The 15582-nt window shown below is 63.8% G+C and carries 13 protein-coding genes and 1 pseudogene; 13 read left to right on the top strand and 1 reads right to left on the bottom strand.

What is annotated here, in order from left to right; translation table 11 throughout:
* The 12 genes from VF436_RS14025 to lpxC all read left to right on the top strand — a co-directional run.
* Positions 1–303: penicillin-binding transpeptidase domain-containing protein (locus VF436_RS14025; RefSeq protein WP_330904649.1), on the top strand; the 303-nt coding region annotated here is incomplete at its 5' end.
* Positions 300–1775, top strand: a complete 1476-nt coding sequence (locus tag VF436_RS14020) for a UDP-N-acetylmuramoyl-L-alanyl-D-glutamate--2,6-diaminopimelate ligase (protein WP_330904648.1) — start codon at positions 300–302, stop codon at positions 1773–1775. The genes VF436_RS14025 and VF436_RS14020, both read left to right, overlap by 4 nt.
* Positions 1772–3133 (top strand): UDP-N-acetylmuramoyl-tripeptide--D-alanyl-D-alanine ligase, encoded by a 1362-nt coding sequence (locus tag VF436_RS14015; RefSeq protein ID WP_330904647.1) that lies wholly within the window; start codon positions 1772–1774, stop codon positions 3131–3133. The genes VF436_RS14020 and VF436_RS14015 overlap by 4 nt, the downstream gene beginning before the upstream one ends.
* A complete protein-coding gene (gene mraY / locus VF436_RS14010) occupies positions 3123–4223 on the top strand; it encodes a phospho-N-acetylmuramoyl-pentapeptide-transferase (protein WP_330904646.1) in 1101 nt (366 codons plus the stop codon). The genes VF436_RS14015 and mraY overlap by 11 nt, the downstream gene beginning before the upstream one ends.
* Positions 4224–4227: 4 nt before the next feature.
* On the top strand, positions 4228–5442 hold the full coding sequence (gene ftsW / locus VF436_RS14005; protein ID WP_330904645.1) for a putative lipid II flippase FtsW: 1215 nt from the start codon (positions 4228–4230) through the stop codon (positions 5440–5442).
* Between the two features lie 176 nt (positions 5443–5618).
* Entirely contained in the window at positions 5619–6671 is a 1053-nt protein-coding gene (murG, locus tag VF436_RS14000) for an undecaprenyldiphospho-muramoylpentapeptide beta-N-acetylglucosaminyltransferase (RefSeq protein ID WP_330904650.1), read from the top strand.
* A complete protein-coding gene (murC, locus tag VF436_RS13995) occupies positions 6668–8110 on the top strand; it encodes a UDP-N-acetylmuramate--L-alanine ligase (protein ID WP_330904644.1) in 1443 nt (480 codons plus the stop codon). Before murG ends, murC begins: the two co-directional genes overlap by 4 nt.
* Positions 8107–9063: a D-alanine--D-alanine ligase gene (locus tag VF436_RS13990; protein WP_330904643.1), complete on the top strand. Its 957-nt coding sequence runs from the start codon at positions 8107–8109 to the stop codon at positions 9061–9063. Before murC ends, VF436_RS13990 begins: the two co-directional genes overlap by 4 nt.
* Positions 9060–9794 carry a cell division protein FtsQ/DivIB gene (locus VF436_RS13985; protein WP_330904642.1) on the top strand — a complete coding sequence of 245 codons (735 nt, stop codon included), beginning with the start codon at positions 9060–9062 and terminating at the stop codon, positions 9792–9794. Before VF436_RS13990 ends, VF436_RS13985 begins: the two co-directional genes overlap by 4 nt.
* Positions 9791–11029, top strand: coding sequence for a cell division protein FtsA (gene ftsA / locus VF436_RS13980; protein WP_330904641.1), 1239 nt, complete (start codon positions 9791–9793; stop codon positions 11027–11029). The genes VF436_RS13985 and ftsA overlap by 4 nt, the downstream gene beginning before the upstream one ends.
* 129 nt (positions 11030–11158) lie before the next feature.
* The gene (ftsZ, locus tag VF436_RS13975) at positions 11159–12343 is read left to right on the top strand and encodes a cell division protein FtsZ (RefSeq protein WP_330904640.1); all 1185 of its coding nucleotides are present in this window, start codon (positions 11159–11161) and stop codon (positions 12341–12343) included.
* A 756-nt stretch (positions 12344–13099) separates the two neighbouring features.
* Complete coding sequence (gene lpxC, locus VF436_RS13970) at positions 13100–14014, top strand: UDP-3-O-acyl-N-acetylglucosamine deacetylase (protein ID WP_330904639.1); 915 nt, start codon at positions 13100–13102, stop codon at positions 14012–14014.
* Positions 14015–14482: 468 nt separating this feature from the next.
* Here lpxC and VF436_RS13965 read toward each other — a convergent pair whose 3' ends face one another.
* Positions 14483–14911 (bottom strand): DUF721 domain-containing protein, encoded by a 429-nt coding sequence (locus VF436_RS13965; RefSeq protein ID WP_330904638.1) that lies wholly within the window; start codon positions 14909–14911, stop codon positions 14483–14485.
* Between the two features lie 84 nt (positions 14912–14995).
* On the opposite strand from VF436_RS13965, the pseudogene VF436_RS13960 reads away from it, so the two are divergent.
* Positions 14996–15582, top strand: a pseudogene (locus tag VF436_RS13960) (M23 family peptidase); the annotation flags it as partial.

Below are 15582 nucleotides of genomic sequence, written 5' to 3'. Positions count from 1 at the left end.
AACTACAGCGCTGCGTTCGCTGGCATGGTGCCGGCCACCAATCCGCGCATCGTCGGCGTGGTGGTGATCGACGATCCGAAGAAGGGCAGTTATTACGGTGGCCTGGTGTCTGCGCCGGTATTTGCCAAGGTGATGAGCGGTGCGCTGCGCCTGCTGGATATCCCGCCGGACAACATTGGCCGCTGGTATGCCGGCGGCCCATTGCAGGGTACGAACGGGCTGGCTGGCACCAAGCCGCCCACGTCGCCCAACATCGAGGAAACGCCGGTCGAGGAAGTGCCGGACGAGGGGGAGACGCCATGACGGCGCACCGTCTCGACCAGTTGCTCCAGGGCATCGCCGACACCCAAAGTGCCGGCGATATTGTCGTTTCGGGGCTCAGCCTCGACTCGCGTCAGGTGCGCCCTGGCCATGCCTTCTTTGCCTTGCGCGGCACGCGCGAGCACGGTATCCACTTTGCCGCCGGCGCCGTCGAGCGTGGCGCGCAGGTGGTGCTGGCCGAAGGACCGCAGGTGGACGCCGCGCCGTTGCGCGTGCCGGTGCTGTGGATCGACAACCTGCATGGCCGCGTGGGTGATATCGCCGCGCGCTTCTTCGGCGAGCCGTCGCAGTCGCTGGCGGTGGTCGGCGTGACGGGCACCAACGGCAAGACGTCCACCGTGCAATTGCTGGCGCAGTCACTGGAACAGCTTGGCCATCGCGCCGCGACCATCGGTACGCTCGGCGCCGGCCTGCATGGCCAGCTGACGGAGGGTGAGCGCACCACACCCGATGCCATCCATGTGCAGGGCTTGCTGGCGCAGTTCCGTGCCGATGGCGCTACCCATGTGGCGATGGAGGTGTCCTCGCATGCCCTGGAGCAGGGGCGTGTGGGTGCGGTGCATTTCGCAGTGGCTGCCTTTACCAACCTTACTCGCGATCACCTCGATTATCACGGCAGCATGCAGGCCTATGGCGCCGCCAAGGCGAAGCTGTTTGCCTGGCCGGGCCTGCACACGGCGGTGATCAACATCGACGACGCGTTCGGCCGCGAACTGGTCGATACGCTGGCTCCCGACGTGCAGATTTTGCGCGTGAGCGCGGCGGGTGATAGCCATGCCGATATCGTTGCGACGTCGGTGGTGACGTCGTCCGAAGGCCTGGCCTTCGTGCTGCGCACGCCGTGGGGCGAGCGCCCGCTGCATAGCCATCTGCTGGGTTGCTTCAATGTCGCCAACCTGCTGACCGTGGTCGGTTGCCTGGGGGCACTGGGTGCGCCGTTCGAAGGCATCGTGGCTGCGGTCGAGGCGATGCAGCCGGTCAACGGACGCATGAATCGCCTGGGCGGTTTCGCTGGTGAGCCGCTGGTGGTGGTCGATTACGCACACACTCCTGATGCTCTTGAGCAGGCACTGACGGCACTGCGCGCGCATTGCGCCGGGCGATTGATCTGCGTATTCGGTTGCGGCGGCGATCGCGATGGCGGCAAGCGCCCGGTGATGGGTGCCATCGCCGAGCGGTTGGCCGACAGCATCGTGGTGACCGACGACAATCCCCGCAGCGAAAGCGGGGACGCCATCGTGGCGCAGATCGTCGCCGGCCTGACTCATCCGGAGCAGGCGCGCATCGAGCGTGACCGCGAGGCGGCAATCGGCTGGGCCGTGGCCCAGGCACGCTCCGGCGACGTGGTGCTGGTGGCTGGAAAAGGCCATGAAACCTATCAGGAAAGCGCTGCCGGCAAGCGGCCTTTCGATGATTTTGCAATCGCCCGCGCGGCGCTGGAGGCACGCGCATGATGCGGGCAACGATGATGGCACTGTGGACCCGCGGGCAGCTCTTTGGCGCGGACGTGGAGATCGGTGGCGTGGCCATCGATACGCGCAAGCTCAAGGCCGGCGACCTGTTCGTGGCGATCAAGGGCGAGCGCGTGGACGGTCACGACTACGTACGCCAGGCCGCCGAAGCCGGTGCCGTGGCGGCGCTGGTTACCCGCAAGGTCGATGCGCCGATCACCCAGGTGGTGGTCGACGACACCGAGCTGGCATTGGGTGATCTGGCCAGCGCGGTGCGTGCGCAGCGCGACGTGCGCGTGGTCGGCATCACCGGCTCCAATGGCAAGACGACGGTAAAGACGCTGGTGGCGTCGATCCTGTCGCGCCATGGCCGCACCCATGTCAATGCAGGCAATTACAACAACGAACTGGGCCTGCCGCTGACCTTGCTGGCGATGCCGCAGGACACGCAATTCGCCGTGCTGGAAATGGGTGCGGGCAAGCCGGGCGACATCGCGTATCTGGCTGCCATCGCGCGGCCAGATATCGGCCTCGTCAACACCATCGCGCCGGCGCATCTTGAGCGCATGGGAAGTGTCGAGGGTGTGGCCGAAACCAAGGGTGCGCTGTATCAGGCGCTGCCGGCCGATGGTGTGGCGGTGATCAACGCGGACGATGCGTTTGCGAGCTTCTTCTCAGGGCTTGCCGGCACGCGCCGCCAGTTGCGTTTCGCGCTCGATCACAAGGCCGATGTCGGCGCCGACATCGTCGAACTGGGTGTGGACGGCTCCACCTTCGTGTTGAGCACGCCAGTAGGCGATGCGGAAATCGACCTGCCGTTGCCCGGTCGGCACAACGTGGCCAATGCGATGGCCGCTGCCGCCGTGGCGCTGGCGCTGGATGTTCCGCTGGACACCATCGTCGCGGGCCTGGAGCAGGTGCCGCCCATCGCCGGCCGCCTGCGTGCCGAGGACATGGGCGGTTGGCTGCTGATCGACGACAGCTACAACGCCAATCCCGGTTCAGTGGGCGCGGCCATCGACACCTTGGCCCTGGCCCAGGGCGAACGCTGGCTGGTGCTCGGTGACATGGCCGAACTGGGGGCTCATACGCGCGCCATGCACGCCGGTATCGGCGCGCATGCCAGGCAGCGCGGCATCGATCGCCTGTTCGCCGTGGGGCCGCTCAGTGCGGCTGCCGTCGAGGCATTTGGCGGGCAGGGCACGCATTACACGGATAAACAAGCATTGGCAAAGGCATTGAGCGACGCCTTGCATCGCGGCGTCACCGTTCTGGTGAAGGGATCGCGCTCGGCAGGCATGGAACAGGTGGTGGCTTCGTTGCGCGACGCGACGGCAAAGGAGGGCAACCATGCTGCCTGAACTGGCCGAATGGCTGTCGAAGTACTTCACGGCCTTGCATCTTTTCCAGTACATCACGTTCCGCACCATTGCCGCGGCACTGACGTCGCTGGCGATGTCGCTGATGATGGGGCCGTGGCTGATTCGCAAGCTGGCCGCGCTCAAGGCCGGGCAGGTGGTACGCAAGGACGGCCCGCAGACGCATCTGTCCAAGGCCGGCACACCGACCATGGGCGGTGTGATGATCCTGCTGTCGGTGGCCGTATCCACGTTGCTGTGGACCGACCTGGCCAATCGCTACGTGTGGGTCGTGTTGGCGGTGCTGCTGTGCTTCGGTGCGATCGGCTTCTACGACGACTACAAGAAACTGGTGCTCAAGGACAGCCGTGGCCTGGCCAGCCGCTGGAAGTACTTCTGGCAATCGGTGTTCGGTTTGGCCGCGGCGCTGGTGCTGTACTACACGGCGCCGCATGCGGTCGGTAGCCAGCCTGTCGCCGAGACGGCGTTGTTCCTGCCGCTGTTCAAGCAGGTGGCGTTGCCGCTGGGCCTGTTCTTCGTGGTGATCGGTTATTTCATCATCGTGGGTTTCTCCAACGCGGTGAACCTGACCGATGGCCTCGATGGCCTGGCGATCATGCCGTCGATCCTCGTGGCCGGTGCGCTGGGTGCCTTCGCTTACCTGTCGGGCAATGCCGAGTTCTCGCGCCACCTGCTGATTCCGGTGATTCCCGGTGCTGGCGAACTGGCGATTTTCTGTGCGGCACTGGCCGGCGCGGGGTTGGGTTTCCTGTGGTTCAACACGTATCCGGCCCAGGTGTTCATGGGTGACGTCGGTGCCCTGGCGATCGGTGCGGCGCTTGGCTGCGTGGCGGTGATCGTGCGCCAGGAAATCGTGCTGCTGGTGATGGGCGGTGTGTTCGTGATGGAGACGGCGTCGGTGATGTTGCAGGTGGCCAGTTTCAAGCTCACCGGCAAGCGCATCTTCCGCATGGCGCCGATCCATCATCACTTCGAACTGAAGGGCTGGCCCGAGCCACGCGTGATCGTGCGTTTCTGGATCATCAGCGTCGTGCTGGTGTTGATTGGCCTTGCCACGTTGAAGGTGCGTTGACGCCATGATCTTCGATAACGACCAGGCAAAACGACGACAGGGACCACGCGGCAAGTTCGACATGCCGCTGCTGGTCGCACTCGTCGGTCTGGCCAGTATCGGCCTGGTGATGGTCACCTCCAGTTCTATTGCAGTGGCCGCGGCCGATGCGCACCTGGGCGAGTTCTACTTTCTAAAGAAGCACCTGCTATTCCTGGGTATTGGCTTCGTGCTGGCGGGGATCGCCATGCGCACGGAGTTGAAGTTCCTGGAAAAGAATGCGTTCTTGCTGATGCTGCTCGCTTTCAGCCTGCTGCTGGCGGTATTCCTGCCGTTCTTCGGCATGCGCCTGAATGGCGCGCGGCGCTGGCTGAACCTGGTGGTGACCAGCTTCCAGCCGGTCGAGGCCGTCAAGCTGATCCTGGTGATTTATATCTCCAGTTATCTGGTGCGTCATCGCGAGAGCGTGGAGACACGCTTTCTTGGCCTGTTCAAGCCGCTGATGGTGGCTGGCTTGTTCGTGCTGTTGCTATTGGCGCAGCCGGATTTCGGCTCGGCCACGCTGATGATTGCCGTGGCGATCGCCATGGTGTGGCTGGGCGGTGCGCGGCCGATCTTCCTGCTTGGCATGGGGCTGCCGCTGATGCCGCTGCTGGGCGTTGCGGCGACCAGCGAAAGCTATCGCATGAAGCGCTTGACGTCCTTCATGGACCCATGGAAAGACCCCTTCAACGATGGTTTCCAGTTGACCCAGTCGCTGATGGCGATCGGTCGCGGCGAGTGGACGGGCGTGGGCCTGGGCCAGAGTGTGCTCAAGCTGTCGTATCTGCCTGAAGCGCACACCGACTTCATCTTTGCGGTGATCTCCGAAGAGCTGGGCCTGACCGGCATCCTCGTGGTGATGGGTCTGTTTGCGCTGGCCGTGGGCCGTGGGCTGTACATCGGCTTGCAAGGTGTAGAGCTCAACCAGCGCTTCGCCGGTTATGTCGCCTTCGGCATCTCGCTGATGCTGGGCTTGCAGACGATGGTGTCGATCGGAGTGAACCTGGGCGCGTTGCCGACCAAGGGCCTGACGCTGCCGCTGATCAGTTACGGTGGTTCGTCCATCGTGCTGACCTGCGCGATGGCAGGCGTGTTGCTGCGCGCCACCTACGAAATCAATCGCGCGCTTGATGCTCGCCAGATGGCGACGCGCGTGCCTGCCGCGGCTGTGCCCGATTCCCGGGAGGTGGCGGTATGAGGGCCACTACGTATCCAGGCGGGATGGGGGAAAAGCCGGCAAGCTTGCGGTCGTTCGCACGTCTGTGTGCTTCGATGTTCGCTGTCTCTCATCAGGGCGACTCGTCTCCGGCTGAGGGCTCTTCCCCCAGTCCCGCGTCCCGCGTCGCGCCTGAAACATCCGATCTTCGCCCCGTCCTGATCATGGCTGGCGGTACGGGTGGTCACATTTTCCCCGGTCTGGCCGTTGCCGAAACGCTGCGTGCGCAAGGCGTGCCGGTGGTGTGGCTGGGGGCCAACGGTGGCATGGAAACCCGCGTGGTGCCGGCGCAAGGCATCAATTTGTACACGGTGCCGGTGGGTGGTTTGCGCGGCAAGGGCCTGAAGACGCGCTTGATGGCGCCTTTCATGTTGCTGCGTGCCTTGCTGGCTTCGATGTCGGTGTTGCGTCAGGTCAAGCCGCGCAGTGTGTTGTCGATGGGCGGTTATGTGGCCGGTCCCGGCGGCATCGCCGCGCGCTTGAGCGGTACGCCGCTGCTGGTGCACGAGCAGAATCGCGTCGCCGGCTATACCAATCGCAAGCTGGCCAGCCATGCGCGCCGGGTGATGGCGGGTTTTGCCGATGTGCTGCCCGGCGCGGTTTGGGTAGGTAATCCGGTGCGGGCGGCGATTGCTTCGTTGCCTGCCCCGGTCGAACGCATGGCCGGTCGTGGCGATCGTGCGCGCCTGCTGGTGCTGGGCGGCAGCCTTGGTGCTCGCGCCTTGAATAACAGCGTGCCCGCCGCGCTGGCGCAACTGGCGGTCGATCAGCGCCCGCAGGTGTTGCACCAGTGTGGCGCGCGTGGCGTGGAAGAAGCCCGCGAGGCCTATCAGAAGGCGGGTGTCGAGGCCCAGGTCGTGCCCTTCATCGAAGACATGGCCGGCACGTATGCCTGGGCGGATCTGGCCATCTGCCGCGCTGGTGCCCTGACCCTGGCCGAACTGACTGCCGCCGGCCTCGGCGCGGTGCTCGTGCCGTTTCCCCATGCGGTGGATGACCACCAGACCCGCAATGCCGAGGCGCTGGTCGCCGCGGGTGCGGCCGAATTGATTCAGGAGCGCGATCTGGACGTACAGGCTTTGGCGCAACGCATTGAAGCGTTGCTGGAAAACCGCGGCAAGCTGATCGCGATGGCCGAGGCCGCGCGTACGCTGGCCAAGCCCGATGCCGCGCGCGTGATCGCGCAGGCATGCATGGAGGTGGCCGCATGACGCCGCGTCGACTCCATGCCCACGAGGAACTGATGTCCACGTTTCAGCGGGTGCACTTCATCGGCATCGGCGGCGTGGGCATGAGCGGCATCGCCGAAGTGCTGCATAACCTCGGTTATGCGGTCTCGGGCTCCGATCGCAGCCACTCCCCGACCGCCCAGCGCTTGCAGCAACTGGGCATTACCGTGCACGTGGGGCACGCTGCCGAACATATCGGTGACGCCGATGTGGTGGTGACTTCCAGTGCCATCGGTCAGGACAACCCGGAACTGGTCGCCGCTCGTGCGGCCCGTATTCCAGTGGTGCCGCGCGCCGAAATGCTCGGCGAGCTGATGCGTTTCCGTCGTGGTATCGCCATTGCCGGCACGCATGGCAAGACCACCACGACGAGCCTGGCGGCCAGTGTGCTGGCCGAGGCCGACTACGATCCGACGTTCGTGATCGGCGGCCAGTTGAATGCCGCCGGTGCGAATGCACGCCTGGGCACAGGTCAGTACATCGTGGCCGAGGCAGACGAGTCGGACGGCTCGTTCCTGCTGTTGTCGCCGGTGATCGCGGTGGTGACCAATATCGACGCCGACCATCTGGAGAACTACGGCGGCGATTTCGCCCAGGTCAAGAAAGCCTTCGGCGATTTCCTGCATCGTCTGCCGTTCTATGGCCTGGCCGTATTGTGCGTCGACGACCCGGAAGTGGCCGAACTGGCCAAGAGCACGACGCGCCGCGTGATGACCTACGGCATCGACACGCTCGATGCGGACGTGCGTGCATCGAATCTGTCGCAGAGTGGCTTCGAAATGCATTTCGACCTGCACCTGCCCGGTCGCGAGGGCAGTTTGCCGGTCACGCTCAACCTGCCGGGTCGCCACAATGTGCTCAATGCGCTGGCGGCCGCCAGCATCGGCTGGCAGCTCGGCGTGGAGGCCGAAGCGATCGCACGCGCGCTTGCCGGTTTCCAGGGTGTAGGGCGTCGATTCCACCGGCGCGGCGATATTGCCCTGGACAAGGGGCATGCACTGCTGGTGGACGATTACGGCCATCATCCGCGCGAACTGGCCGCCGTATTTTCCGCGGCGCGTGGTGGCTGGCCGGATCGCCGTCTGGTCGTGGCTTTCCAGCCGCACCGTTACAGCCGTACGCGTGACCTGCTCGACGACTTTGCCAACGTGCTGGCCGATGCCGACGTGCTGGTGCTGACCGAGGTCTATCCGGCCGGCGAGGCGCCGATCGCCGGCGCCGATGGCCGCGCCCTGGCGCGCGCGGTGCGCGCACGCGGCAAGGTCGATCCGGTGTTGATCGATCATCCGCGCGAATTTGCCGAAACGTTGCCGACGCTGGTGCGCGACGGCGATCTGTTGCTGCTGCTTGGGGCCGGCGATATCGGCTCGGCAGCCGTGGAACTGGCCAATGCCGGGCATTTGAGGACAAAGAAGTCATGAAGACGATTACCGATCCTGCCCAGTTTGGCCGTGTCGCCGTGGTGTTGGGCGGCAGTTCCGCCGAGCGCGAGGTCTCGCTCGATTCCGGTCGCGGCGTGCTGGCGGCGCTGAAGGCGCGCGGTGTGGATGCGCATGCCATCGATGGCATTCCCGCGTTGCTCGACGCCGTGCGTGCCGGGCATTTCGCGCGCGTGTTCAACATTCTGCATGGCGGCGGCGGCGAGAACGGCGAACTGCAAGGTGCGCTGCAATCGTTGCGCGTGCCATTCACCGGGTCGGGTGTGCTCGGTTCGGCGCTGTCGCTGGACAAGGTACGCGCCAAGCAGGTGTGGCTTTCGATGGGCCTGCCCACGCCCCGCTACAAGGCCATCCCGCGTGGTGCCGATGTGCACGAAGCAGCGCGCGAGATCGGTTTTCCGTTGATCGTCAAACCCGCCTGGGAAGGTTCCAGCGTGGGCGTGACCCGTGTGTTCAAGGCATCGGATCTCGATGCCGCCGTGGAACTGGCGCGCCGTTATCCGGGCGAGCTGCTGATGGAAACCCTGATCGAGGGCGATGCTCACGAAGGTGGCGAGTTCACCGTGGGCATTGTCAACCGCCAGGTGCTGCCGACGATCAAGATCGTGCCCAAGGGCGAGTATTACGACTACAACGCCAAGTACATCGCCGAAGACACGCAATACATCTGCCCCGGGCTGGATGGCGATGCCGAACAGGCCATGCGCGAGCTGGCGCTCAAGGCTTTCGACGCACTGGCTTGTTCCGGCTGGGGGCGCGTGGACGTGATGCGCGACAAGCACGGCAAGAACTGGCTGCTGGAAGTGAACACCGCGCCGGGCATGACGTCGCACTCGTTGGTGCCAAAGGCTGCCAAGGCCGTTGGCATCGATTACGAGACGCTGTGCTGGCGCGTGCTGGAAACCAGTTTCGACCGCGAGGGAGGTCACGCGTGAGGGGAATGGCCCGCCTTGTTGCCTGGTGCCTGGCGATAGCGCTCGTCGCGCTGCCGATCGTCGGTGTGCTGCGCGGCTGGTTCGCGGTCAATCGCTGGCCGGTGACGGAGCTGACCGTGCAGGCCGAATTCAAGCACGTGACGGCCGAGCAGGTACGCAGCGCGGTGTTGCCGAGCCTGGGCAAGGGCTTTTTCGCGCTGAACCTCGACGCCGTGCAGCAGTCGATCGAACAGCTTCCCTGGGTGGAGTCGGTGGAGGTGCGCAAGCACTGGCCCGATACCTTGCTGGTCCGTATCTACGAGCGCCAGCCGTTCGCGCGCTGGAACGGTAACCAGCTGATCAGCCGCCAGGGCGCAGTATTCGATGTGCCTGAGGCTGGCGCGGGCGACGGCTTGCCGGATCTGCGCGGCCCGGATGCACGCCTTGCCGAAGTGGTGAGCTTCTACGCCGAGACGCAGAGAGCGTTCACCAACACCAAATTGAAAATCACCGGCGTTGCGCTCACCGAGCGCGGCAGTTGGAGCCTGACCACGTCCAGCGGCGCGCAGATCTTCGTCGGTGATCGTGACCAGGCCGGTCGCCGCCTGCGCCGTTTTCTTACCGTTTATCCCCAGCTGATGGCAGGTCACAACGACGTCTTTGCCTACGCCGATCTTCGCTACACCAACGGATTCGCTGTGCGATGGCCCTCGCCCGCGACTGCCGCCAATGCCGGAACGCCTCGCACATGAAACCCAGGAACGATAAACAGCTCGTCGTCGGTCTCGACATCGGCACCTCGAAAGTGGTGGCGATCGTCGGCGAGTACGAACCGGGTGAACCGATCGAGGTGATCGGCATTGGCACACACGTGTCGCGCGGCATGAAGCGTGGCTCGGTGGTGGATATCGAATCGACCGTGCACTCGATCCAGCGCGCGGTGGAGGAAGCCGAACTGATGGCCGGTTGCGATATTCGTTCGGTCTATGCGTCGATCTCCGGCAGCCACCTGGAGACGAAGAACTCGCACGGCACCGCCGCGATCCGCGACCGCGAAGTGACCCAGGGCGATCTGGAGCAGGTGCTCGAAGCGGCCAGCGCGGTGGCGATCCCGGCCGATCGCAAGGTGCTCTACAAGGAATCTCAGGAATACCGCATCGATGGCCAGGACGGTATCCGTTCGCCGGTAGGCATGAGCGGCGTACGCCTGGAAGCGAGCGTGCACCTGGTCACGGGCGCGGCCGCCGCCGTGCAGAACATCAGCAAGTGCATCCAGCGTTGCGGGTTGTCGGTGGATGAACTGGTGCCTTCCTCGGTGGCCAGCGCCAAGTCGGTGCTGACTGACGACGAACGCGAGCTTGGCGTGTGCCTGGTGGACATCGGTGCCGGTACCACCGATATCGCCATCTATACGCAAGGCTCGATCCGTTACACCAAGTCGCTGCCGATCGGCGGCGACCAGGTCACGAACGATATCGCGTACGGCGTGCATACACCGACTGCACACGCCGAAGAAATCAAAATCAAATACGCGTGTGCGCTGGCGCAACTGGCGCACGCGGAAGAAACCATCCAGGTACCGAGCGTCGGTGATCGTCCGCCGCGTCGACTGGCTCGCCAGTCGCTCGCGCAGAGCGTGCAGGCGCGCTACGAGGAAATCTTCGAAATGGTGCAGGACGAACTGCGTCGCTCGGGCTATGAAAGCCTGGTGGCAGCAGGTGTCGTGCTCACCGGCGGCGCCTCGCGCATGGAAGGCGCGCTGGAACTGGCCGAAGAGATCTTCCACAAGATGGTGCGCATTGGTGTGCCACAGCATGTGAGCGGCCTGGGGGAAGTGGTTTCCAATCCGCTGCATTCCACGGGTGTTGGCTTGTTGCTGCATGGCTCGCGCGCCGGCAGTGGCGGTATGCGCAGCAGCGGCATGGGTGGCGGCGGCATGGGCGGTTTCATCGAACGCCTGCGCGGCTGGCTGGCAAAGAATTTCTGAAGTTTTGGAATCTGACGACGCTGGATGCGTCGCAGGGGTGAAGGGACATAACCCACCACCACGGGCCCGGCAGGAGGTGTCGGATCCGATGGTTAAAACGACAACTAAGCTCTCTACGGAGGACGGGAAATGTTTGAACTTATCGAAAAGCTGGCACCGAATGCGGTCATCAAGGTCATCGGCGTGGGTGGCGGCGGCGGCAACGCCGTGGCGCACATGCTCAATGCCAACATCGAAGGCGTCGAGTTCGTCGTCGCCAACACCGACTCGCAGGCCATGAAGAGCTGCGGTTCGCGCACGCACCTGCAACTGGGTGGCAACGTCACCAAGGGGCTGGGTGCGGGTGCCAATCCTGAAGTGGGCCGCCAGGCTGCCCTGGAAGATCGCGAGCGCATCGAGGAAATGCTCGAAGGCGCGGACATGGTGTTCATCACCGCGGGTATGGGTGGCGGCACCGGTACGGGTGCAGCCCCGGTCGTGGCACAGTTGGCCAAGGAGAAGGGCATCCTCACCGTGGCGGTGGTGACCAAGCCGTTCCCGTTCGAGGGGCGTCGTCGCATGCAGGTGGCGATGAAGGGCATCGAGGATCTGTCCCAGCACGTGGACTCGCTGATCACCGTGCCGAACGAGAAGCTGCTCTCGGTGCTGGGCCGCGAAGTGACCCTGCTCAATGCCTTCAAGGCTGCCAATGACGTGCTGCTCGGCGCGGTGCAGGGCATTGCCGACCTGATCACGGCCCCAGGCCTGATCAACGTCGACTTCGCCGACGTGCGCACCGTCATGAGCGAAATGGGCATGGCGATGATGGGCTCGGGCACCGCTCGCGGTGACGATCGCGCCCAGGCCGCGGCGGAAGCCGCCATCAACAACCCGTTGCTGGAAGACGTCAACCTCAATGGCGCCTGCGGCATTCTGGTGAACGTCACGGCCGGTCCGAACCTGACCATGCGCGAGTTCGACGAGATCGGTCGCGTGATCCACGACTTCGCCAGCGAAGATGCCACCGTGGTCATCGGCACGTCGCTGGACCCGGAAATGCAGGACGACGTGCGCGTGACGGTGGTGGCCACCGGCCTCAACCGCAACGTCGCTCGCCAGCAGCCGGCGCGTCCGCAGGTTGCCCAGCAGGTCGAGATGCGCCAGCGCCCGCGTCCGGTCGTGTTGCGTACCGGCACCGGTAACGAAGTGGTCGATTACGCCCAGCCCGAAGTGGTCGCCAGCAATGTTCGCAATGAACCGCAGAACACCAAGAGCGCCGATCCGAGCTTCGACTACCTGGATATCCCGGCGTTCCTGCGTCGCCAGGCTGACTAAGGGGCATCGTTGCGACCTCGCCTCCGGACGAGGTTGAACGGCGGCGCCTGGTCGGGCCGCCCCTCACCCCAGCCCTCTTCCCCCGCAACAATGGGGGAGAGGAAGCCCGTTGCGCGTAAGGATGAGACACGCGGCGGTGGCCTTGTCTCCCCCCGTGTGGCCGGGGAGGGCCGCGCCGTGTAGCGAGCATGATCGGCAAAGGCCTGTTCCGTTTCGTCAGCGAGGCCTGTAGGCGTCAGGTATGGGTGCGGCAGTGAGAGAAGTTGGGTGAGGGGTTCGGGCTTGGGCAGAGCGCCGAGATTGGAAAAAGAATCTTAGAAAAAAGTGAACAAAAGAGAGAACTGACTGTCAGTAACCTGTCGTGACGGGTTTCTGGAGTGATCCGGAGCCCGGGCCAGCCCTTTGCAGGGCAGGCAGGTCCGCTGACGCAGTCCCAGCTAACGCTGTTTGTTAGGTGAACGCTTTTGGAGACTGTGCGTTTTCGGAAGACGCATGATGGGTGGCGTAGGGATTACGCCACTCGGTCCGGCGCTGATACCGGTATTTCCCGTCCCGGTATCGGCGCCGAGTCGACCGCTAATCCATTGATGGAATTGAGTTTTGTGTCTGGTCGTGGCGAAATGACTTTCATTCACAGATGAAAGAACCATGAAAGCGCGAACAGACTGTACGGTACGGTTTGCTATTTTGTTGGTTAAGACTGTGTTAGCATCCGTACCCTGTTGGCTGCTGCCCCTATAGCTAGGTACTTAAAAAATGATCAAGCAGCGTACGCTCAAGAACATCATTCGCGCCACTGGCGTCGGTCTGCATACCGGCGACAAGGTGTATATGACGCTCCGTCCAGCTGCGCCGAACACGGGCATCGTGTTTCGTCGCACCGATCTTTCGCCGCCGGTTGATATTGCCGCTCGTCCCGACAAAGTGGGTGATACGCGGTTGTCGACCACACTGGTCAATGGCGATGTACGTGTCTCCACCGTCGAACATCTGTTGTCGGCGATGGCAGGCCTTGGCATCGACAATGCTTACGTCGACCTGTCGGCACCCGAAGTGCCGATCATGGATGGCAGCGCCGGTCCGTTCGTGTTCCTGCTGCAATCGGCAGGTATCGAGGAACAGTCGGTTGCCAAGCGCTTCATCCGCATCAAGAAGCCGGTGAAAGTGCAGGAAGGCGACAAGTGGGCCAGTTTTGAGCCTTTCGAAGGCTTCAAGGTGGGCTTCTCGATCGAATTCAATCACCCGATCATCAGCAAGCGCACCTCGCGTGCCGAGATCGATTTCTCCACGACCTCCTTCGTCAAGGAAGTCAGTCGCGCACGTACGTTCGGTTTCATGCGCGATATCGAAATGCTGCGCGAACACAACCTCGCGCTCGGTGGTTCGATGGACAACGCCGTGGTGCTCGATGACTACCGCGTGTTGAACGAAGATGGTCTTCGTTACGAAGACGAATTCGTCAAGCACAAGATCCTCGACGCGATTGGCGACTTGTACCTGCTCGGCCACAGCCTGATCGGTGCGTACTACGCGCACAAGTCCGGTCATGAGCTCAACAACAAGCTGCTTCGCACGCTGATGGCCGATGCCTCGGCATGGGAAGAAGTCAGCTACCAGGACGATCCGGCGACCTCGCCGATCTCCTACGCCCATCCGGCCCAGGCGATCTGATTCGCCAAACGGGTTGTTGTGAGGGTCGGCAAGAAGCCGCGCCTGTGAGGGTGCGGCTTTTTTGTGTGGCCATGAGGCGGGGCCGGGGCGGAGGCGCACGTTCGACAGCGTGTCGCCACCCCAAGCACGCCAATTCACGCACGCCAGCCGCTGTTCTTACCGGCAGGCGGCATCCTCAGCCTGCTGTTACAGGGCAGGCGCCCGGTTGGTGGTCTTTCGCCTGCTCACCAAACGGGGCGTCGCCACCACTGCTCTCTTGCCTCGGGCCTTCCTGTCCCAGCGTTCCCTGCCCGGGATGGCGCTAAAATGTGATGAAGTTCACATAAAACGGGGTGAAAAGTTCACGCCCTGACGACATCGCCCCTTGGCTGGCCGAGCTCGCGTGGTATAACCCTTCATCGCGCCATCATGGGGTGGCCGGTTGTGAAGCACACAGGTGCATCGCGTCGGGACGGGCCGATATGTCGGCTAGGGGGTCTCGTCGGTCCGGGAAGTAGAAACATCGGCGACGGACGCCAGATCCAGGAACAGTTCCCGTAATTCGGGGTCAGAGGTCAAGGCTGCGGCAGCCCTCAGGTGAGCGGCGGCAGCAGCGGAAAGCGGTTTTGTGCGGTCTGGCTCCTCGTGGGCAGGCGGCAGGGGGGCCACTTTCACGGAAACATAAACGGCGCGCACGCCAAGGGCGTGGGCGGCAGAGAGGATTTGCGTCTGCATCAACCGCAGCCTCGAAGCCCACGCTGAAGTCGTGGCCAAAAATATAAGGCGGCCGTCGCGCAGGTTGGCAAAACGTACCTGCTCGCGGAGTGGTGACGGCAACGTCTGGCGCAGTGCACGATCCAGCGCCTCCAGTTCGCCCGCGCGTTCGGCTAGCGCGGCGATCGGGCCAAATTCGGTCAAGGACTTCGGTCCTCGACTTATAGGTCCCGGGGAGGGTGGGTCGCTACGCTGCATGGTTGCCGGCATCTCGGATTCGGAAATTCAATGCAAATCATACTTGTGTCACGCACCAAGAAGGTGCCCAAGACCCTGGACCTCGCCGATAGGCGCTTGCGCCTGCGTCTTGTGGGTGTGGTAGCTGCATCGGTGTTGGGATGCGCCGGGCTCGGTGCGGCGGTGGCCCTGGCAATGGCTAGCCCGCGCGACGGCGCGATCAGTGAAATCAGCCAGTTACGCAAGCAAGTGGGTCAGCAGAACACCCAATTGGTCGACATGCGCAAAGACACCCAGCGCGAGGTCGATGCCCTGGCCATCAAGCTGGGGCAGTTGCAGGCGCAGTCCACGCGTCTCAACGCGCTGGGCGAGCGACTGGCCCAGGCCGGCAAGCTCGACGATGGTGAGTTCAATTTCGATGAACAGCCGCCGGTCGGTGGCGTGGAAGATGTCAGCGACACGTCATACGCCTTGCCGCAGACCCTGGACAAGAGCATCGACGCCCTGGCTGCTCAGTTCGATCGCCAGCAGGCGCAGTTGACGGCCTTGCAGAGCTATCTGCTCGACGCCAAGATCGAATCCAACCTCAAGCCCACCGGCATGCCGCTGGAGGGCTACATTTCCTCGTATTTCGGCGG

This window comes from Dyella sp. (assembly GCF_036384435.1).
In the GTDB taxonomy this organism is placed as follows: domain Bacteria; phylum Pseudomonadota; class Gammaproteobacteria; order Xanthomonadales; family Rhodanobacteraceae; genus GSA-30.
This window is presented reverse-complemented; position numbering and strand designations above follow the sequence as displayed.